At 40.4% G+C, this 22076-nt stretch carries 12 protein-coding genes; 5 read left to right on the forward strand and 7 right to left on the reverse strand.

All coding sequences use genetic code 11. The features are described 5' to 3' along the window. Positions 1–79 precede the first annotated feature (79 nt). The 3 genes from HDC90_RS20815 to HDC90_RS20825 all read left to right on the forward strand — a co-directional run bounded on the left by HDC90_RS20815 (position 80) and on the right by HDC90_RS20825 (position 10080). Complete coding sequence (locus HDC90_RS20815; protein ID WP_255497787.1) at positions 80–1852, forward strand: hypothetical protein; 1773 nt, start codon at positions 80–82, stop codon at positions 1850–1852. Positions 1853–2285: 433 nt separating this feature from the next. Next, positions 2286–9170 carry an MBG domain-containing protein gene (locus tag HDC90_RS20820; protein WP_184469837.1) on the forward strand — a complete coding sequence of 2295 codons (6885 nt, stop codon included), beginning with the start codon at positions 2286–2288 and terminating at the stop codon, positions 9168–9170. A 43-nt stretch (positions 9171–9213) separates the two neighbouring features. Then, entirely contained in the window at positions 9214–10080 is an 867-nt protein-coding gene (locus tag HDC90_RS20825; RefSeq protein WP_184469839.1) for a PorP/SprF family type IX secretion system membrane protein, read from the forward strand. 151 nt (positions 10081–10231) lie between these two features. Here HDC90_RS20825 and metG read toward each other — a convergent pair whose 3' ends face one another. Then, on the reverse strand, positions 10232–12340 hold the full coding sequence (gene metG / locus HDC90_RS20830) for a methionine--tRNA ligase (protein WP_184469841.1): 2109 nt from the start codon (positions 12338–12340) through the stop codon (positions 10232–10234). A gap of 40 nt (positions 12341–12380) precedes the next feature. Here metG and HDC90_RS20835 point away from each other — a divergent pair, with 40 nt between their 5' ends. Then, positions 12381–13280, forward strand: coding sequence for an LD-carboxypeptidase (locus HDC90_RS20835; protein WP_184469843.1), 900 nt, complete (start codon positions 12381–12383; stop codon positions 13278–13280). Between the two features lies 1 nt (position 13281). After that, positions 13282–13689, forward strand: coding sequence for a DoxX family protein (locus HDC90_RS20840; RefSeq protein ID WP_184469845.1), 408 nt, complete (start codon positions 13282–13284; stop codon positions 13687–13689). A gap of 110 nt (positions 13690–13799) precedes the next feature. Here HDC90_RS20840 and HDC90_RS20845 read toward each other — a convergent pair whose 3' ends face one another. The 6 genes from HDC90_RS20845 to HDC90_RS20870 all read right to left on the reverse strand — a co-directional run bounded on the left by HDC90_RS20845 (position 13800) and on the right by HDC90_RS20870 (position 22068). Continuing rightward, positions 13800–15437 (reverse strand): RagB/SusD family nutrient uptake outer membrane protein, encoded by a 1638-nt coding sequence (locus tag HDC90_RS20845; RefSeq protein WP_184469847.1) that lies wholly within the window; start codon positions 15435–15437, stop codon positions 13800–13802. 33 nt (positions 15438–15470) lie between these two features. Then, complete coding sequence (locus HDC90_RS20850) at positions 15471–17204, reverse strand: hypothetical protein (RefSeq protein ID WP_184469850.1); 1734 nt, start codon at positions 17202–17204, stop codon at positions 15471–15473. Between the two features lie 20 nt (positions 17205–17224). Further along, complete coding sequence (locus tag HDC90_RS20855) at positions 17225–18577, reverse strand: TonB-dependent receptor plug domain-containing protein (protein ID WP_184469851.1); 1353 nt, start codon at positions 18575–18577, stop codon at positions 17225–17227. 191 nt (positions 18578–18768) lie between these two features. Beyond that, on the reverse strand, positions 18769–18918 hold the full coding sequence (locus tag HDC90_RS20860; protein ID WP_184469853.1) for a hypothetical protein: 150 nt from the start codon (positions 18916–18918) through the stop codon (positions 18769–18771). 1245 nt (positions 18919–20163) lie between these two features. Next, positions 20164–20565: a hypothetical protein gene (locus tag HDC90_RS20865; RefSeq protein ID WP_184469855.1), complete on the reverse strand. Its 402-nt coding sequence runs from the start codon at positions 20563–20565 to the stop codon at positions 20164–20166. Positions 20566–20598: 33 nt separating this feature from the next. Next, positions 20599–22068, reverse strand: a complete 1470-nt coding sequence (locus tag HDC90_RS20870) for a RagB/SusD family nutrient uptake outer membrane protein (protein ID WP_184469857.1) — start codon at positions 22066–22068, stop codon at positions 20599–20601. Positions 22069–22076: the final 8 nt, after the last annotated feature.

Below are 22076 nucleotides of genomic sequence, written 5' to 3' on the forward strand. Positions count from 1 at the left end.
TACAATTGGTATAACAATCTGTTTATCCTGTCCAATTTTTAACCTTCAACTATTAACTGTATTTTAGCGATACCTCTAAATGATGAACAGGTTAATTCTCCTTGCGCTATTGTTATGCTGTTGTTCTGTTCCTGTTTTTGCTCAGCAAAAGCTGATCGAACCCCTTATTAATGCCTGGAAAGTTGACGATACCAGCCAAACACATCGGGCTGAAGTTGGTTATGCGCAATTAAAGCTGCAAAAAGAAAGTCGGAAGACAAACCTGCCCCAGCATCAGCGCCTTATCAAAGCATTACATGCTTATGTTGGCCAAAATTCAGATGACCGGTTAAAAGTACGGCTAACCATGTACGAAATCTTGGGGAAATTTGAACTGGGCCTGAAAATTCTTCCGCAGGATTCAACAAATATTTATGACTGCATAAAGCTTGCGTACAAATTGAAAGATGACCAGCTTAAGGCCGAAGTATACACCCTTTGTGCAGAGGTTGGCAAGGGAACCAACAGATATGTGCTCTATAACCTAAAAGCAATAGAACTGGAACATAAGGTTGGATTTTCGCATTTTAAATACGTACATAATCGTTTTTTTAATGTAAGCTTGGGCTTATACCAGAGCAATAACTACAGAAAAAGTATCGAATATGGTTTACAATGTTTGACGTTTAAAAATGTAAGAAAAGATACCTGGGACCCACGAGTCTATATTTTTCAACTGGATATTATTGGTGCATCCTATCTCAAGCTGAATCAGTACGACAGTGCCAGATATTATTATCAGCAGATTATAGATACCTTAATAAAAACACCCGATGAAAATGCGAATGTTCAATCTTTATGGTTGGGCATTGCCAAAGGAAACATCGGACATACGTTAATTTTGCAGGGTAAGGAAGCGCAGGGTATACCTTTGGTGAACCTGCAATTGCAAAACAGTACGGCAATTAAATCGTACAATAACATGGCTATTGCCCAGAACATCCTGGCCGGCCTGGACTTTAAGTACAATAGATATCAAGAAGCAGTATCTAAATGGAAACAGGCTTACCATTGGGCCTTGCAGAGCGAATATTATGTAGTGGAGCAAAAGCTACTCGCGTTAAAGGGTATAGTGATGTGTTACCGGAAACTCCAGGTGCCAGACAGTGCCTATAAATATGACGATTTATACAATAGGCTCAATAACGAACGCCTTTTAGAACTTGGCTCTAAACAGTTGTCGGCCATTAAGACCAAAATAGAGTTTGATGATATACAAACTAACCTGGAAAACATCAGCACCAAATTGCGACAGGAGAAAATAATCCGGAATTTTATTTTAGGCGGTATTTTTCTTTTAGCAGTAATCAGCCTTTTGCTTTATAACCGACAGAAACTGAAAGTTAAGCACGAAACCGAGATTTTAAATCGCGATCGGATGGCCAAAGACCTCGAAATAAAAGAAGCCAGGGAACGAATCAATTCCTTTGCACTCAACATTGGACAAAAGGAAAAACTGATCAGAAACCTTGAAAGAACGATCAAAGCAAACGGAACAGATAACCTTAGCGATAGCTTGCTCAATTATGTGCTTGTAACAGATGAGGAATGGCTCAGGTTTAAGGAAGCTTTTAGCAAGGCCTATCCTTTGTTTTTTCCTCGATTGAAACAAATTGTTGCTCACTTAAATCCTGCAGAAGAACGCTTGGCGAGCTTAATATGCCTCGACTTAAATAACCACCAAATTGCCAATATGCTTGGCATTAGTGCCTCTAGTGTTGCCCGTAGCAAGCGTAGGTTAAAACAACGGATTACAGTGCCTGAAGGCCAAACCCTCGAAAAATACATTTGTGACCTGAACGATTTGGTTTAAGGTAAGTTTCCAATAGGCCACTTGACAAGAAACAAAGAGGACGGCCCAACGAATAAAAACAGTTGTCAATCCTGAGCCCGTTGACAGACAATCGGGTTGAAAGTTTTCAGTAATTAGCAGCCGTTTTTAAGTGCGGAGCTTTCCAATGCTAACTCACAACCCATAACTGAAATCCCCAATTGTCCGCTTTTTGTCCGCACCTTTTTCTTGTCTGAAGGCACTTTCTACGCCTAAATTTGGCCTATGTCCAATCCAAAGCGAACAACCGTACAAGCTGTAGTTACCATTGTTTTGGTGGCTTTACTGGTTATGCTACTGGTTTGGTGGCTCTTTGATCAACGTATGCAACGAGTTTAACGTACGATGAAAAGCAGGTGCCATTTCCAGTTTATTTATCAATAGGTACGCTTTATCGTCATCTAAATTTTTAAAAATGAAAAGAATTTTACCGCTCCTTATCGCCCTATTCTATACAACAACTTTATGGGGGCAAACCAGTACTGAAACTTTTGAAACCGAATCTCATGGGAGCCCAAGTTTTACAGATAATGGCGTTATTTTTAATATCATTTCTCATGTAAGTGTTTTTGACATTCAAGGGAATTACCCGGGAACAGGGTGGAATGGAAATACGGTTGATAACCGATACATCGACAATTCTAACAATATTCAGTCCCCTCCCTCTTTCAGCATCAAAACAACCTCTAATTTATTTAAAGTAAACAGGTTCTGGATGTTTCTTTCAGCTCTGAATCTTGATCTGAATGTAACCGGGAGTATTACCATAACCGGAAAACTGAGTGGTATAACAAAATTTACGCAAACCAAAAGTACCGGATTTGCAACAAGTCTGGGCAATACCAATGGCTATACGCTGATTGATCTAACTAATCTTAACGGACAAAACTACTCGAACCTATTAATTGATGAACTGCAGATTACTGCAAACGGGGGATTCAGATATGTTTGTTTAGATGGCTTTACCTGGGTAAAGGATAGCAATCTAATCAATACACTTCCTACCATAATTATTAATCCGGCCAGCATTTCGTCAACTACGGTTGGGAGTTCTTACAATCTAAGATTTACCGGTATCGGGGGTACCCCCCCTTATTCATTCGCGGTTAGTGCGGGGGCATTGCCTGCAGGGTTAAGCCTCAATACGACTTCAGGAGTTTTGACAGGTACACCCACAGCTTCCGGAAGCTTTTCATTTACGATAAAAGCCACTGATGCCACTGACGTTTCAGGATCTTACCCGGGCACCAGCCCCTATAGTTTGGTTGTTGCCCCTCCGGTAACTATAATTGCGCCCAGCTCGATACCTGGTGCTGCCGTTGGTACTGCCTACAGCCAGGCAATTACTGCAACTGGCGGTATTGCACCGTATAGATATGCAGTAACTAATGGAACATTGCCTGCAGGATTAACATTAAGCAATAGTGGGGTTTTAAGCGGAACGCCAACCAGTGGGGGCATTTTTAGTTTTACGGTTACCGCGACAGGTTCATCAACCGGAATAGGCGCACCACACACTGGAACACAAACCTATACTTTAGTGGTAAATACACCAACTATTGTGGTAAGCCCTTCAACTTTGCCAAATGCTACCACGGCTACTGCTTATAACCAGACAATTACTGCCAGTGGGGGTACAGCACCCTATACATTTGCCATTACAGCAGGTGCTTTGCCGGCGGGTTTAGCCCTCAGTTCTACAGGTGTTTTGAATGGCGGCGCAACAACCATCGGGACTTTTAATTTTACGATAACGAGCACCGATGCCTCTAATGGTAATGGGCCTTATACAGGTTCGAGAGCGTATTTTTTAACAGTAAAAAATCCTACTCCCGTGCCAGATGCAAATGGAGTCCTTTATGTAAAGAAAGGCAGCAATGGTGCTGGAGATAGTTGGGCCAATGCCATGCCCGAACTGGCCGATGCTTTAATTGCAGCCAGAAACCTAAATGCGGTTACAGCGGGTATGGTAAAGCAGATTTGGGTAGCAGGAGGTACTTACAAACCATTGTATAATCCAGCCGATAATGATTTCGGTAATCCCGCAGGACGGGATAATGCTTTTTTGCTGGTCAAAAACGTAAAACTTTACGGTGGTTTAGCCGGAACAGAAACGACGCTTGCCAATCGTAATTTGACTTTAACAGTTAATAAAAGTATACTCAGTGGCGATTTTAACAATGATGATGTTGTAAGCGGTGCCGGTGCTACCCTTAATTTTGCCAATAACAGTGAAAATGCCTACCATGTGCTCATCGCTGCGGGTGATGTAGGCCTTGCCGAATTGGATGGCTTTACCATTAAAGGGGGGAATGGAAGTGGAAGCAATATCACGGTTAACGGTTTGGCCATATTTAAAAATCAGGGTGGGGGAATGAACATCACTTCATCCAGCCCCACGATTACCAATTGTACTTTTGAAAACAACAATGTTTCAGCAGGTATGGGCGGAGCCATTTTTATAAGTGCTCCAACTAATGGCGCGGTGGCCAGTCCAGCGATTGCTAAAAGTAGCTTTGTAAATAATAAAAGTAGCAATATTGCTGGTCAGGGCTGGGGCGATGAAGGTGGAGGGGCCATGTACAATGCTGGTTCAGGCCCAGTTATTTCCGATTGCAGTTTTATGGGCAACCTTGTTACAGGAAGTCGATTTGGCGGGGCTATTGCTAACATGGCATCAACAGCCCAATTTAGCAATGTAACCATTAGTAATAATTTTTCGCTCGGAACCAGCGGTGGCGGTGCTGGAATAGCTAATATTGGTACAGGTGCGGTTAGGCTAATTAATGTTGCATTGAGTGGAAATAGTACAGATGCTAATGGAGGAGCCATGTATAATAGTTCCGGAGCAATACCAATGCTTATTAATGTGCTCATTAGTGGCAATGCCGCCAACAATGGCGCGGGCATTTATAATAACAATTCATCGCCAGTATTAACTAATGTTACTATTGGTGGCAACCTGTCTAATACAGGAGGTGTAATCTTCAATACCAATAGTGCTTCGCCACAAGTACAAAATACCATTGTGTTTGGCAATAGTACAGGCATGGTAAACAATGCAGCTACAGATGTACCCATTTATAAAAATAGTTTGGTACAGGGGGCAAGTGGTGCCGGATTGATTGCTTTTAATGGAACGGCAACAGATTTATTTATATCGCCACTTGCGCCAGCTTTAACAACTGGGGGCGATTATAGGCCAAAAACAGGAGGCGTCCTTATCAATGCCGGCGACCAAAGCCTCTTTTCGGGTCTGAATGCCAATACCAAAGACCTCGATGGCAGTCCACGTTTAACAGGTGCCAATATTGATTTAGGCGCTTACGAAGCGCTGGTGCAATCGCAAACCATTACTGCCCATAATTTAAGCAAAACCTATGGCGATTTGCCTTTTGAACCTGGTGCAACGGCAAGTTCTGGCTTAACGGTTGCCTATGTTTCTGCTGATAACAGCATTGCCGAAGCCTTGCAGGATGCCGCGGATTCCAACAAATGGAAACTGAACATCAAAAAGGCAGGGACTGTAAACATTACGGCCAGCCAAGTTGGAGGTAGTGGCTTCGATCCAGCTACAGATGTTATTTTCAGCCTAACGATAAATAAAAAGCCGGTTAACGTAAGCATTAAACCAACGGCCACATTCAGTAAGGTTTACGATGCCAATACTACTGGTACTTTTCAAGCTTCAGATCTGATGTTGGCCAATGGCGATATCATTAACAACGACGATGTACAATTAAGCCTGAGTTCGGCCAGTGCTCAATACAATACAAAAGAGGCGGGCACTGGCAAGACGATTACTTTGCCTATAGCCAATCTGTTGCTAAGTGGTGCACAAGCCGGAAATTATCAGATAGCAAATGTGGGTGATCTCTTTAGTGCCACTGCTTCAATTACGCCAAAGCCATTAACCATTGCTGCAAACAATTTTAGCAAGGTATATAATGGCTTTGGCTATAGCGGCGGCAACGGAGTAAGCTATGGCACATTTGCCTTAGGTGAAGATCCAAGCGTGCTTTCTGGAACATTGAGTTTTAGTGGCACCGCCCAGGGCGCAATAAATACGGGCAGCTATACCATTGTTCCTCAGGGATTAACTGCATCCAATTATGCCATCAGTTATTTAAACGGACAATTGGTTATTTCGCTTAATAATGTAAATACTTTAAATTTTAATGCCCAGGCTGCGGGCAGCCTATTAACCAAAACCTATGGTGATGCCGATCTCAATGCATCCGCCAATGCCAGTTCCGGGTTAACAGCAACTTACCAAAGCAGCAACCCATTGGTAGCAGCCATAAATGCTTCGGGTCAGGTAAGCTTGTTGGGAACAGGTACAACCACCCTAACGGTAAGCCAGGCTGGCGATTCGAATTACGGCCCGGCTACCCCAATAAGTTTCCAGGTGCAGGTTGTCAAAAAGCGACTAACAGTTACAGCCAATGATTTTAGCAAAACCTATAATGGTTTGACGTTTAGCGGTGGCAATGGTGTAAGCTATAATGGTTTTGTAAATGGCGAAACGCAGGCGGTATTAAGTGGAACATTAGTATATGGTGGTAACGCGCAGGGTGCTGTAAATACAGGAAATTATGTAATCGCGCCTAGCGGATTGCTTGCCGCCAATTACGATTTCGACTACAAAAATGGAACATTAAGCATCGTGCCATCTGGGGCCAACGTAATTACGTTTAATAACCAGGTAACAGGTGCCATGCTTCAGCTAACATACGGAAATACGGTTATTGATGCCTCAGCTGTTGCTTCATCCGGATTACCAGTGAATTACGCCAGCAGCAATCCTGCGGTGGCTTCGGTCAATACAAGCGGACAGGTACAGATTTTGGCTGCAGGAACGGCGTCGATAACAGCTAGTCAACCCGGAGATGTGAACCACAATGCGGCCACCCCGGTAAGCTTCAATATCAATGTGCGACAAAAAGCACTCACCATTACCGCTAATAATTTCAATAAAACCTATAATGCGGTAGCTTATACCGGAGGAAATGGGGTAAGCTATAATGGATTTGTGAATGGAGAAAATGAACAGGTTCTGCAAGGCATATTAAGTTATACAGGCACGGCAACCGGGGCCAAGGATGTGGGGAGCTATTTTATCAGTCCAACAGGTTATACCTCAAATAACTATGCCATTACTTATCAGGACGGAAGCTTAACGATAACTAAAGCGGAATTAACTATAACGGCTGAGACCAAAAGCAAGGTTTATGGCGATGTTGATCCCTCACTCACCTACACCAGTTCGGGTTTGATTGGTAATGATGCGGTTACGGGTGCCTTAACCAGGGCAACTGGCGAAAATGTGGGGACTTATGCCATTAGTCAGGGTACACTTTTAGCAGGGAATAACTACAGCATTATTTATGTACCCGCCACCTTAACAATTACCAATAAAGTACTGACCATCACTGCCCAAGCCAAAAGCAAGGTTTATGGCGAAATTGATCCCTCACTCACCTACACCAGTTCGGGTCTGGTTGGTACTGATGTGATTACAGGTATGCTGGCCAGGGCGACAGGCGAGAATGTAGGCACCTATGCCATCAATCAAGGGAGTTTAACAGCTGGAAGCAATTACAACATCAACTATGTTTCTGCTGACTTAATAATTACCGCAAAAACATTAGTCATTAATGCGGCAGCAAAAAGTAAAGTTTATGGTGATGTTGATCCCTCGCTTACTTACACCGGCTCGGGTTTGGTTGGTACTGATGCGGTTACGGGTGCCTTAACCAGGACAACAGGCGAAAATGTGGGCACCTATGCCATCAGTCAGGGGACGCTCGTTGCAACGAACAACTACAACATTACCTATGTGCCAGCCACCTTAACAATTACCAATAAAGTACTGACCATCACTGCCCAAGCCAAAAGCAAGGTTTATGGCGATGTTGATCCCTTGCTTACCTACACCAGCTCGGGTTTAGTTGGTACTGATGTGATTACAGGTGTGTTGGCCAGGGCAACAGGCGAAAATGTAGGCACTTATGCAATAACGAATGGAAGCCTTTCGGCGGGCACCAACTATGCCATTGTTTATACACCAGCTGATTTTACCATTAGTTCAAAAAACCTGACCATAACAGCACAGGCAAAAAACAAAATATATGGCGATACCGATCCTGTATTAACCTATACCAGTACAGGTTTGGTAGGCGCAGATATGCTTACGGGCTCATTGCTAAGGGCTATTGGCGAGAATGTTGGTACCTATGGCATTAACCAAGGAAATTTAACGGCAGGAAGCAATTACAATATCAACTATGTTCCGGCAAGCTTAACGATTACTGCAAAAACATTAGTCGTTACTGCCGCTGCAAAAAGTAAAGTTTATGGCGATGTTGATCCGACATTAACCTATACCTACAGCGGTTTGTTAGGTGCTGATGCACTTGCAGGCTCATTAGCAAGAACAGTTGGCGAAAATGCTGGTAGTTATGCCATTGGACAAGGCAACTTGAGCGCTGGTACAAATTATGCCATTACTTATAATCCGGCTAACCTAACCATCACCAAAGCTGTACTCGCCATAACCGCCAATAATAAGGTGATGTGTCAAAGCAATAACCTTCCGGCGTTTGATGCAAGTTATTCCGGTTTTAAATATGGCGACAATGAAAATAACCTTAGTGCCAAACCCACGGTAACTGCTAATGCCAATAGCAATTCTTTGGCTGGTAGCTACACATTAACGCCTGCTGGTGCAGTTGCCAATAACTATAGTTTTAACTATGTAAATGGAAGCTTAACCATTAATGCATTGCCCGATATTGAGATTTCTAGCAGTAAAGGAAATAGTGTAAGTAAAGGCGAAACGTTAAGCTTAACGGCAACAGGAGGCAATACCTATAGCTGGGCCAATGCTAATGGAATTATTTCAGGCCAAAATACAGCTGTGCTGAATATTAGGCCAAGCCAAACCACTACCTACATTGTTACCGCAAGAAATACCAGTGGCTGTAGCCAGAGCAGTAGCTTTACCATAAACATTCGTGATGATTTCCAAGCTGTAAAAGCCAATAACATTCTTACGCCGAACGGTGATGGCGTAAACGATCTTTGGACTGTGGCAAACATAGATGCATATCCAAACAATCTGGTGCGGGTATTTGATCGGGCTGGAAGAATCTTATTCACCCAGAAAGGGTATAACAATACATGGGACGGAACAGTAAACGGGCAGGCGTTGGCAGAAGGTACTTACTATTACATCATCGATTTTGGGCCTGAAAAATTAAAACAAAAAGGTTTCATTACCATAATTAGGCAACAATAACACAATGTAGAACTTGGCGTCAAGTTCCTCTAATATAACTCATATGAAAATAAGGCTTTCAATTATTATTGCTATCGCTAGTTTCGCTCCAACGGTACTCAGGGCACAGCTAAACCCCTTGCAAGCACAATATTATACAAACCGCTATTTAGGCAACCCGGCAATGGCAGGGATTGAGAAAGGATGGTCATTAAGCCTATCTCATCGTTCACAGTTCAACGATATTCCTGGCGCACCAGTAGTACAGAACCTAACGGCAGAGTATGGTTACAAAAAGGTTGGTATTGGTCTTAATATAACATTAGATAAAGCTGGTCTGCAACGATATGTACGTGCATTAGCCAGCTATGCTTATCACTTGCAAATTAACGAGGCATCCACATTGCACTTTGGCCTTTCGGCAGGAATAAGGAACCAACGTTTAGCTCTAGACGAAATTAACGGTAATCCAAATGATAATTTAATCAGCCTTTATAACCAACGTCAAACCTATTTCGATGGTGATTTCGGATTGGCGTTAACCTCTGGTAAAATCAGCTTGGAAGTATCATTGCCCAACTTAAAGAATTTATTCTGGAGTAATAATAATGGTGCAGTAGCTGATTTACCCATTTTTTATTCGGCTTTCGGCTATAAAATTGAAGTAAATGAGGCAGAATTAGAACCAAAAGTTGTTTTTAGAGGCGTTAAAGGTTTTGATCATATATGGGATACGGGTGCACAACTAAGTTTTGCAAAGAAACAGATATTATTAAACGCCTTTTACCACACTAGTGGAAGTGCGAGTTTTGGTATTGGAATGGATTATCAGCAAAAATACCTCCTTGGTTTTTCGCATACTATGCAAACCGCATCATTATCCAATTATACCAATGGCGATTTTGAGGTTAACCTGCGGTTGAAGTTTTAATCAATAATAATTTATTGAAAGAGACCGTTTCGATAGGACAGGAGTCTGTTTTTTATGAAAATACGCAGACTCCTATCGGATTTATTTTATGTTTATAAGCGCACTATTGGTGACACGATCTAGAATAAACGACTGTGAATGCTGAAATGCCCTATCTTACCACGCTCCCATCTTCAAACTTACTTGTTGGTGCCACAAAAGTGAGTTCGCCTTTTGCATTTTCGGCCATTAAAATCATGCCCTGTGATAAAATGCCTTTGATCTCCCTCGGCGCCAGGTTAACAACCATACTTACCTGTTTGCCAACAATGTCCTCTGGTTTATAATATTCGGCAATACCAGAAACCACTGTTCTTTCATCAATACCTGTATTTACTGTTAATTTTAACAGCTTTTTGGTTTTCTCTACCTTTTCTGCGGCTACAATTGTAGCAACACGGATATCTATTGCCGAGAAATCGTCAAACTGGATATTTTCTTTTGCCGGAACAGCAACAACACTATTAGCTGCATTACTAGCTTTGCTCTGATTCAGTTTCTCGATCTGGAAGTCGATCTCTGCATCTTCAATTTTATCAAACAAGAGCACAGCTTCTCCAATATCGTGACCACGCTTTAACAGGCTAACCGTACCAGCATCAGCCCAATCATGACCGCCATTTTGGAGCATCTTCATTAACTTTTCGGCTGTAAACGGCAAGAAAGGTTCGATCAGGATCTGAATATTGGCCGCTATTTGAAGCGCAATATGTAAGATTGTTCTTACGCGGTCTTCGTCGGTTTTAATGAGTTTCCAAGGCTCGGTTTCGGCCAGATACTTATTACCCAACCGGGCTACGTTCATTACTTCCGATAAAGCCTCTCTAAAACGGTAGTTTTCTATGGATGCAGAGATTTTAGCAGGGTAGCCAGCCAATTCATCAATAACAGCCTGATCTACATCGGTAATTTCCATGCAGGTAGGCACTGAACCACCAAAATATTTATGCGTAAGTACCACCACGCGGTTTACAAAATTGCCAAGTATAGCAACCAGCTCATTATTATTTCTGGCCTGAAAATCTTTCCAGGTAAAGTCGTTATCCTTAGTCTCAGGAGCTGTTGCAGTTAATACATAACGCAATACATCTTGTTTCCCTTCAAACTCTCTTAAATACTCGTTTAACCACACTGCCCAATTTTTAGAAGTTGATATTTTTTGTCCTTCTAAGTTTAAAAATTCGTTAGCAGGCACATTATCAGCCAAAGTATATTCACCATGGGCCATTAACATCGCTGGAAAAATAATACAATGGAAAACGATATTATCTTTACCAATAAAGTGAACTAACTTGGTTTCGTTGCTTTTCCAGTATTCTTCCCAGCCACATTTATCGCTTTCGTAACTATTGATGTAATATTCTTCGGCTTTAGGATTCCACACATCAAGCTTCGCATAGTTACACAGCTCTTTGGTTGCAGAAATATATCCAATAGGGGCATCGAACCACACATAAAGTACTTTACCTTCAGCATCACGAAGTGGAACGCGTACGCCCCAGTCTAAATCGCGGGTCATTGCCCTGGGCTGCAAGCCTGCATTTAACCAGCTTTGGCATTGTCCATATACATTTGGGCGCCATTCTTTATGGCTTTCGATATAAGTTCTTAAACGGTCTTCGTACTTATCCAGCGGCAGAAACCAGTTTTTAGTTTCCTTTAAAATTGGTTTATCACCTGATAAGGTCGATTTTGGATTGATTAGATCGGTTGCATTAAGCGTAGACCCACAGTTTTCGCATTGATCGCCATAAGCGTTTTCATTACCGCATTTAGGGCAGGTACCGGTAATATAACGATCGGCCAGAAATTGTTTTGCAGTGGCATCGTAATATTGCTCGGTAATCTCTTCGGTAAAAACACCCTTATCGTAAAGGGTTTCGAAGAAATCGGCAGCGGTTTGGTGATGGGTAAGCGATGAAGTACGGTGATAAATATCGAAAGATACGCCGAACTCTTTAAAAGAATCGCCAATAATCTTATGGTACTTATCTACTACTTCCTGAGGTGTAATTCCTTCTCTTTTGGCTTTTAAAGTAATGGGCACACCATTTTCGTCAGATCCACAGATGAATTTTACATCACGTTTATTCGACCTTAAATAACGTGCATAAATATCTGCAGGGATGTAAACACCAGCCAGGTGCCCAATATGAACTGGTCCATTAGTATATGGAAGCGCTGCAGTTACGGTATATCTTTTTATTTTACTATTATCCAAAACAATTTTTATTAATTTGGCAAAGATAAGTGTTTTGAAGATGATTAAGCAGCCCCCGTATTTAAAAAAAGGAGATAAGATTGCCTTGGTATGTCCGGCAAAGAAATTACCCAAACCTATAGACCATGCCATAGCGCTATTAGAAAGTTGGGGTTTGGAGGTTATTATTGGCGATAGTGTATATGCCAGCCACCACCAATTTGCCGGAACTGATACTTTAAGAACTAAAGACATTCAGCGTTTTTTAGACGATCCATCTATAAAAGCAATTATTTCGGGCCGTGGTGGTTACGGCACCATCCGGATTATTGATGACCTGGACTTTACAGAATTTAACAAAAACCCGAAGTGGTTCGTAGGTTTCAGCGATATTACCGTTCTGCTATCGCACTTGGTTGCGCAATGCAATACACAGTGCATGCACGCACAAATGCCTTATACATTTGATACCTCTACACCCGAGGCTTTACTTTCTTTGCAAAAGGCTTTATTTGGAGAAAAACAGACCTATTCTTACCAAAGTAGCTTTAAAAATAGGGCAGGAGAAGCAACCGGGATTTTGATTGGTGGTAATTTAAGTTTGCTTACCATGGTACAGGGCTCGGTTTCGGAAATGAATTTTACCGATAAAATACTCTTTTTGGAGGATATTGGCGAGCAAGAATATGGTATAGACCGTATGTTGCGTATGCTGAAAAGAGCGGGCAAACTAAAAGCCTTAAAGGGTTTGATTATTGGTGCCTTTAATGAAATTGAAGAAGAAAAGATTTCTTTTGGGCAAACGGCTGATGAGGTAATCTGGGATATTGTTAAGGCCTATGATTTCCCGGTTTGCTTTAATTTTCCAACGGGGCATATCGATAATAATCTCAGCATGGTTTTAGGTGCTGAGGTATACTTAAAAGTAGAAACAAACAACGTTCAATTTAAATATTTATGAGATGGCAATTTTAGACAATTTAGGAAAATACCGCAATACGGGCCTGTTGCTGCTACGCTTGGGTTTAGGCGTCATGTTTATTATTCATGGTTTCCCAAAACTTGCAGGTGGGCCAAACGGCTGGACTGATTTAGGCGGAAGTATGAAAGTAATTGGCATAAATTTTTTACCGATATTTTGGGGCTTTATGGCAGCCGCTACCGAAACTTTTGGCGGTTTCCTATTGATAGTGGGGCTTTTTTTCCGTCCGGCGCTAATTTTATTGATCTTTACGATGATTATAGCAGCTTTAGTTCATTTCGGTAAAGGAGATGGATTAGGCGGAGCCAGCCATGCAATTGAATTGGGCATTGTATTTTTCGGACTGATTTTTATTGGCCCAGGGAAATACAGCGTGGATAAGAAGTGATCTTAGTGCAATTTCAATAGTCGCTTCTATCTTAAAGACTCAGAAATTAGTCTCTAAAAAAAGCGGCAGATTAAATACCTGCCGCTTTTTTAAATAAATAAAAAGAATCTTTAGTTTGCAATTGCAGGACTACCAGAAGCAGGACTGTTGTAACTATACTCATGTACAGGAACATCCCAGTAATCCCAATAGTTATAGTCTATAAAACAGGGCAATAATGTCCAGCTTCCTGCCGGCGTTGCTCCTATCTCTGCATTTGGAACAACTACATTTGCATTTGCTCTACCTCCACCTGCACTGGCTTTTGTGGTAACACCCCAGCGCCTAGCATCGTAAAATGCCAGTCCCCTAAGGGTAAGTGCAATTCTACGTTCTCTCCTCAATTCCTCAAGTGCCTGCACCTGATTTAAACCGGTTCCAACTGTAACAGCCAAACCTGCACCGTTAGCAGTACGTACGCGATCAACAAACAATAATCCCGCATCGATGTTGTTGTTTCTAATTTCAACTTCAGCAAGCATGAGGGCATTTTCTTCCCAAGAACCTGCAAAATTTGCAAAACCAGTTCTGGCATTTGTAGACCAATATCCTCCATTTTGAATTGCAGTGAAGAAATACCGTCCACCAAATTGATAACCCCGGGCTTGTCTGTTCACTTCAGCAAGAGGCAACGTACTAACTCCTTTTACAAAACGTTGGTCACCAGACTTAAAGTCTTGTACCCACCGCTCAGATGGATACATCCAACCAGGGTTATTAGCATGCGAATTCCATAATAAAATATGCTGTTGGTTATTTGGAGAAATCCCTTCGGCAGCAACTGCTGAGATTCCTAATAGGAACGTAATATCTCCCTGAATCAAACCAGCGGTGGCTAGTGTTTTAATGGTGGTTAGATCTCCGGACGTCAGTTCACCAACTTTCTTATTTACCAAAATGTTTCTGGCTTTATAGGTATTACATCCTCTGATCCACATTTGTGGTGTAATGGCAACATTCGGTGTTGGTTTATTAAAAGCAGGGATAATTGCATTCATTGTTGAGGTGTACACAGCATCAGCAGCGGCAATCGGCGTTAACAAAGCGATTGCCTTATCAAAGTTAGCATTTGCCTCAGTGATCATCTGCTGACGCGTTTTGTACTGAGAATCTGTACTGCCATCCGTTTTATCGTTAATTACCCCAGCAACATACATAGAGCCGATACGCGAATAAGCAAACCCTTTCCACCAATAAGCCCACGCCTGTAATGTAGCCTTCTCTGTTGCCGGAATTGCAATTGCTGGATTTTCTATAGCCTGGAGTAAGAAGTTCGCCTGCCCGTTAACAAAATAAGCCAGATTCCATTCATAAATCAAAGCATTTGTTTGGGATCCATTGGTTGCTGAGAGATTATTTAAAGCTTTCAATTGTGTAGGTTGATCAATTACCAATACACCTGGTATAACTTTATTATATGGTGCTGGTAAAGTAATTTTATCTACTTGGTTCACATACCTCCATCCCCAGTTACCGGCAGAACACCACTGTTCATCACCCATGAAACTATGCATATTCATCGCATGTACAAGTAAATTGTTTCCAACGTATAACTTACTCCAAATCCCCAAAGCAAACTGCTCTACTCCCTTTACCGAAGCCAATGAACCTGTTGGTGTTGGCGAGTTGGGATCATCCAACTGCAATTCGGACTTTTTACAATTTGTCAAAAACACGACTATTGCAAAAAATGCTATTATTTTCTTCATCTTTTTTAAATTAAAAGTTCTATAAATCATTTATTAGAAACCAATATTGAGACTAAATTGAAACGATTTCAAATTTGGCGCACCATAATAATCTACACCAGTAAACGACCCCATACCAGAAATTGTACCCCCTTGATTTGTTAATGCCGATGTAGCTTCAGGATCTAGTCCTTTATACTTAGTCCAAGTAGCTAAATTTCGGCCCGTAGCTGTAACTGATATCGTTCTTAACCACTTTTGTTTAAGCACATTTGTTAAATCATACGTTATTGACAAATCTCTTAATCTTAAATAGCTACCGTCTTCAATAAAATGAGATAATGGAGTATTGGTATTGTAAAGACTATTATAAAATGCAACAAATGAACCTTCTTGCCCGGCGATAGTAACAGGCTCATCAAAATCCTTATGCAACCTATCTCTGTACATCCATTGCCTGGTTTGATTATACACATCACCTCCCTGCACCCAGTCAAATTGAACGCCTATACTTAATTTTTTAAATAATGTAAAGTTATTGATGAATGAGCTGGTGAAATCGGGATTCACATTGCCTGCTACAGCCAAATCGTCAGCACCTGTTAATACAACATTATAGTTGGCCAAGTTCACTACATAACCATTACTGGCTACAGCATAACCTGCCGCACTGGCTTCAGGGATATACCTTGTTCCATTGGGTTTTAACTGATCTATACTGGTTAATGGTCTTTGCATATATAAATCTCCTAAATTTCCACCTGGAGCGAGATAGAACACGCCATTTGTAATCGGCACGTTATTAGATACCGCTGTTACTTCAGTTTTAGCCTTACCTAATCTAAAGCCAAAATTCCAATCGAGGTTTTTAGACTTATAGGCGCTTATGTCCATTGAAATATCAAAACCACTACTTTTTAAGCTCACTAAATTGTCTCTAACTCCTGTTGCACCTGTAGAAGGTGCAGCAGGTGCTTCCTGAATAACATCATTAGATTTTCTGCTCCAATAAGTCCCGTTCAGTACCACACTACTTAACCAATTACCCTTTAAAGGAGTTAAGTTTAAATCTGTACCTATTTCTAATTCTGTTGTTTTTTGAATGAGCAGATTTGGATTATTTGCGGTAGCCCTAGTATAAAGTGTTGATCCGCTTTCTCCAAAATTCCCTCTACTGAAAGTTACCTGCCTGTCATATATACCTGGTTGAACACCTGCCTCACCATATGCTGCGCGCAGTTTCCAGTTGGATACTAAACTTTTATTGGTAAAGAATTCTGATGGGTTGAAGAAAACAGTTCCTCTTGGAAAGGTGGCAGCCGTGCCCTGGCCACCAAAAGCAGAAGAATAATCAGATCTGAAGCCAGCAGAAATACCAAAAAGGTTACCATACTCAACCGTTTGGTTTACCAAGAAACCATAAATCAAAGACTCTTCAAAGCTTTCGCCACCGGTTCTTGTTGTTGCGCTTGACAAGGTAAATGGTGGATAGGCAGGCAAGGTTACGCCTTGGGCATAAAAATAATTACTTTTGAATCTTCTGGCATCATACGTAACCTGGGTAGTGGTTTTTATCGGCACTTTCAGCTTGAAGTCATTTTGAAAATCGGTTCTAAAGAACGCACTGGCATTGCCATAATTCACTGCTGAGTTTTCATATTCTTTAGTGATGCTTCCTTCAATCACCGAACCATAGAAAACAGTTTGAGCCCTTCCTACCTGGTTGAAATAAAAATCACCTTGTTCCCAACGCCGGGTGTCTAACGCATATTTAACGTCGAATTCCAAGAATTTAGGAAATTTATAATTCAGGTTAAAATTTTGTACAAGCTTGGTGTTTTACTATAGCGGTTTCTGGCTTCGCGTTCTGCCAGCGGGTTATTTCCATCAGTTAAAGTGCTTGGCTTAACTACATACTGTCCGTTTGTTGGGTTTTGGAATGTAAAATCAATCCATTGCAAAGAGTTGACCAAATTGAAACGGTTAGACGATAATAAATCCTCCTTTGTGTAGATTAATTGTGTAGCACTTCTAAAATTTAATCCTTTAACAGGATTAAATCCGAAATTCAGGTTCAAATTTGTTCTATTGTAATTATTACTATATACATCTTGCTGAGAAAGGTTCGAAGCTCCGAATGAATAATCAGACTTCTCTGATCCACCTCTAATTGTTAATGAATTAGTAAAGGTGTTAGCTACTTTATTTCCTTGGTCTATATGATCATAAACGGGTAATAAAATAGGTTTGTTGTTTTGAACTGTTTTGTCTGTACCAAAAGGTAATGCTGTGGGATTTGGCCATACACCAATTGCACTTGGTGCTAATATAGCACCATTACTTGCCACTATATTGCCATTAGCATCAGTAACCCAGTGATGGTTAGTTGCAATTAGATCATTTAATCTAACAATCCTATCATTGCTGTACCTAGAGGCCACGTCAATAATCAGTTTGCTGTTTTTAGCTCCTTTTTTTGTAAAAATCTGAATTACACCATTACCACCCTGGGCGCCATATAACATCCCGCCGGCCGACCCTTTAACAACCTCCACATGATCTACAGTATTCGGATCAATAGAGGTTAATAGATCGGAACTCGCCTGTACGCCGTCTATCAAAATTAAAGGCGAAGCGCTAGAAAGGTTAGTAAATCCACGCAGAATGATCTGTGCATTAGCACCCGGCTGACCGCTTCTTTGTATGATCTGAGCACCTGCAATTTGGCCTTGCAATGCCTGTGTCACATTTGTTGTGGCACTTTTCGGGAAATCTTTAGCATCTAATGTTGCTACATCAATTGGCACGAGCTTTTTTTGAGTAGCTACGCCAACACCTGTTACAACCACATCCGAAAGTGTTTTTGAATCGTCTACCAGAATGACATTGATTACATTTCCTGATCCAATCGTTCTTGTCTGCGGCAAAAAGCCAATAAAAGAAAACTCTAGTGAAGTCTCACCTGAGATTACCCTGATCGAGTACCTGCCATCTGCTCCGGTTATGGTTCCACTCTTGGTACCCTTAATTTTAACACTTACGCCAGGGAGGGGTAATCCATCCTCCTGGGCCGTAACTGTTCCTGTGATTGTTCGATTTTGCGCTATTGCCGAGGAGGCAATAAATAGCAATATGAACAAACTTTGTAGAAGTTTTTTCATAAAAAATTTAGTTTAGTTAATAATCTAATAATCGTGCAACGGTCTTGTATTCTGCAATACAAATTCAACAATAAAAACTGCACATATTTTTACTGCGCTGGTTTAAAGCTTAATGATTAATGACTAGAATATTTGAGTGAATGAATAGGATAATTCATTTTAATTTTTTTTAAATGCGCCAACGGTGGTTCTTAAGTCGCATCTTTAATTTGAATGCTTGTTACTGGGGGATCTTTGTAGCCTTCCCTGGCCACATCAGTGCTTTTGATTGTTCTTTCTTGTGCTATTGCTCCGGTTGCAATTAATAACAATGAGAACAAACTCTGGGCGAGTTGTTTCATAAATAATAGTTTAGTTTCCGTTTAACAATCCAATATAACACTTAGAAAAACGTTATACAAATTTTTAAAAAACAAAAAAACAGCTATTTTAGAGAAAAGAAAACAAAAATCATTAAAAAACACCATTTTAAACATAAAAAACACCAAAAACAGCACTAACACAAATCAAAATCATCAAATAGTTTATCAAAAAAGATACAAATACATTAAAACGAGACTATAACACTATCAATTATATCTTTTAAACTTTATATTTAACATCTTACAGCTCTTAAAAGATATATTTAACAAATCTTTTCTCTTATCACCCAAATAAACTTATCTAGCATGGTTTTCTATTTTAGTGTGCATATTATTTCTTGAATCGTAGGTTAATGCTACATCACACCAATGTTTATAGCTTTACCCAGAAGTCCATTTAGGTGATCTTTTAAGCAAGTTCGCCCTGACCTTCAATTTGAGTTTTTTTTAGTTTTGAGATAAAGACTGCTGAACCTGGGGATTGTTAGATAACTGTTTGAAGACACCCTCTAACCAAATCATAGAATTTATCCTAAGTGACTTATAGCTGCGAACCCTAACGATTTGGCTTCTCTTTTGGGCCTAATGCTGTTACAACAACTTCTAATGGAGACTTTGAATCTGTTTTTAAAAATGCGTTTACAACATCTCCTCCAATAACAATTTCTTATACGGGGAATGGTTTACTGAGGAAAAAATTAGCACCTGGCTTTTGCATTTACCTTAATAGAGAATTTACTCGAAACACTTGTAAGGAATTCAGAGTTTGATGCGTCTTTAATTCTTATACTTATCCCTTGGAGAGGCAATCCATCTTCCTGAGATGTAATTGTTCTTTCTTGCGTTATTGCCTTAGGAGGCAATAAATAGATATATGAGCAAACTTCTACAAAGGTTGTTCATAAAAAATAATTTTGTTCGGTTAATAATAATTCAAGACATGATTTGCTATCTTATAAAGCAAATTTTACGGTTTTAAATTTTCAGCCGACCATACACCAAACCACTTATAACAAACTGGTTAGCTTTTAGAAGATGCTATCTAGTTTTAAAAAAAATGATAGCTATTATTTGGATACATATAAAAAGATGATAGCCAGGAAATGAATTAGGCTTTGTATTTTTCGGACTGATTTTATAGGCCCTGGGAAATATAGTGTGGATAGGATTTGAATATAATATCTGAAAGTCTTTTCCAAATAAAAGACTTTCAGATAATTAAATTTACCAAGAATCGTTAGGCCCTCCATAGAACATTAAACCGGGATTTAATGCATAATTCTCTAAAAGGTCACTCGCCCCCCTGTAATAAATGTCGCCACTTGACTGATAAAGATCCTCATAAATAGCTTGCCAATTTCTAAAGATCTCAGCCATCGCAGATAATTGATTTACGTCATAACCAGAAATGGTCGATGTAAATATTACTGCTCCTGCTTTATTTTTAAATTCAACAGTGCTAGCACCATATGTTGTAATATTCCATTTAACATTACTCATACTTGTATTGTAATAATTCCAACCAGCCATGTATTCTGGATTATCCGGTTGTACTTGAGCTTTCACATTGTTTACAATAATAAAAACTAAAAAGGTAGCAATGGCACTAATTAAAAGATTTTTCATATTGATCATAGATTAAAATTGTATAACATAAAATTAATTCTGAACAATTAATTTATTGTTTTGAACTTCATTAGCCGATATTGGCCAGATATAGCCTGCGGTATTAAATGGAATTGCAGGAGCACTACCTTGAGCCCCGCTTTTTGCCACGAAGCCTGCGCCTAGTCGCATTACATCTGGAGATCTTAATCCCTCGCCCAGTAATTCTATCCGTCTTTCTGTAAGGATAGTATTTTTAAGGTTTGCCGGTAATAAATCAGCCGCCGGAAACACATAACCCGGATTAGCACGTTGTCTAACCGCGGTTAGCAATGCAATAGACCTTACCGGATCGGTTACCACCGTGGCTTCTGCTAAGTTTAACAAAACTTCAGCATATCTAATTACAGGAACATAATCTGTGTATGGAGATGGTCTTTTAAATTTAGTTAAATAAGTATTAGCGCCAGAAACTGCTGTTAAGCCTTTCCGGGCATCAGTTGAGGCGGCGGCAAAAGCTGCATTTCCGAAAATCCCTGTAGGGTTTAAGAAATATTCTTCGTTACCTCCGGCTCCATTCGGAAAAACATTATAGTAATATGCCAATTGATTTTGTGTACCAGGGGCATCAAGATCGGCCATAGGCAAAGTTAATGCAACTTCAGTAGCTGTTGCATTACCCGTATAAGAACCGCCAAAAAGCGTAGAAACATTACTTTCCAATTTCAAAGGAGCACCCGTTGTAGCTTGAAACGGCGCAGTTGCACTAACTATCTTATTTGCTTCAGTTACCACAGCAGGCAAATTGCCCATTGAGAGATATACCCTTGTTTTAAACGCAATTGCGGTATTTCTAGATGCCCTAGTTGCAGTTAAAGTCAAAGCTAAATCAGGCTCGGCCTCGTTTAGGTCTTTTAAAATTTGAGTATAAACCTCTGCTACTGTACTTCTTTTTAAATCATTACCTGTTAAATCTTTTTCTCCTTTAAGTCTCAGTGGCACGCCCAAACTAGCACCGTTATCAGTAATGTAAGGTTTAGCATATAATTGCAATAGGCTGTAGTAACATAAGGCACGTAAAAATTTAGCCTCTGCAATATATTGCTTTGCTACCGCCGGGGTAAGTAAAGATGCATTAGCATTTACGCCTTCGATAACCAAATTGGCTCTGTTTATAGCAGCATAAACTGCACCCCATAAGTTAACAACCTCATTGGTATTCGAAGTTAAATTGAACCTCCAGGTATCTAAACCAGTTACTCCATTCGGTTTGTTTACTATAAAGTCCTCTCCTCGGATATCATTATAGATTAAAAATCTTCCTCCATAAAACTGCCCATTTTTTACCCCTGCATATATCCCGTTAACCTGAGATAAAATTCTTGAAGGATTTGAAAAGGCATCTTCAATAGGCAAGGCCGTATCAGGTGCAGCATTTAAGAAATCCTTTTTACATGATGTTGCAAAGAAAAATGGTGCGACAAGAAAAAGATATTTTACTTTATTATTTATTTTAATTTTCATGATCTCTA

Origin of the sequence: Pedobacter sp. AK013, assembly GCF_014205835.1 — a bacterium.
Lineage (GTDB): Bacteria > Bacteroidota > Bacteroidia > Sphingobacteriales > Sphingobacteriaceae > Pedobacter.

Excerpts from the sequence above, each read along its gene's own strand:
- HDC90_RS20815 (WP_255497787.1), top strand. The coding sequence starts at position 80 with ATGATGAACAGGTTAATTCTCCTTGCGCTATTGTTATGCTGTTGTTCT.
- HDC90_RS20820 (WP_184469837.1), top strand. The coding sequence starts at position 2,286 with ATGAAAAGAATTTTACCGCTCCTTATCGCCCTATTCTATACAACAACT.
- HDC90_RS20825 (WP_184469839.1), top strand. The coding sequence starts at position 9,214 with ATGAAAATAAGGCTTTCAATTATTATTGCTATCGCTAGTTTCGCTCCA.
- HDC90_RS20835 (WP_184469843.1), top strand. The coding sequence starts at position 12,381 with ATGATTAAGCAGCCCCCGTATTTAAAAAAAGGAGATAAGATTGCCTTG.
- HDC90_RS20840 (WP_184469845.1), top strand. The coding sequence starts at position 13,282 with ATGGCAATTTTAGACAATTTAGGAAAATACCGCAATACGGGCCTGTTG.
- HDC90_RS20845 (WP_184469847.1), bottom strand. The coding sequence starts at position 15,437 with ATGAAGAAAATAATAGCATTTTTTGCAATAGTCGTGTTTTTGACAAAT.
- HDC90_RS20855 (WP_184469851.1), bottom strand. The coding sequence starts at position 18,577 with ATGAAAAAACTTCTACAAAGTTTGTTCATATTGCTATTTATTGCCTCC.
- HDC90_RS20860 (WP_184469853.1), bottom strand. The coding sequence starts at position 18,918 with ATGAAACAACTCGCCCAGAGTTTGTTCTCATTGTTATTAATTGCAACC.
- HDC90_RS20865 (WP_184469855.1), bottom strand. The coding sequence starts at position 20,565 with ATGAAAAATCTTTTAATTAGTGCCATTGCTACCTTTTTAGTTTTTATT.
- HDC90_RS20870 (WP_184469857.1), bottom strand. The coding sequence starts at position 22,068 with ATGAAAATTAAAATAAATAATAAAGTAAAATATCTTTTTCTTGTCGCA.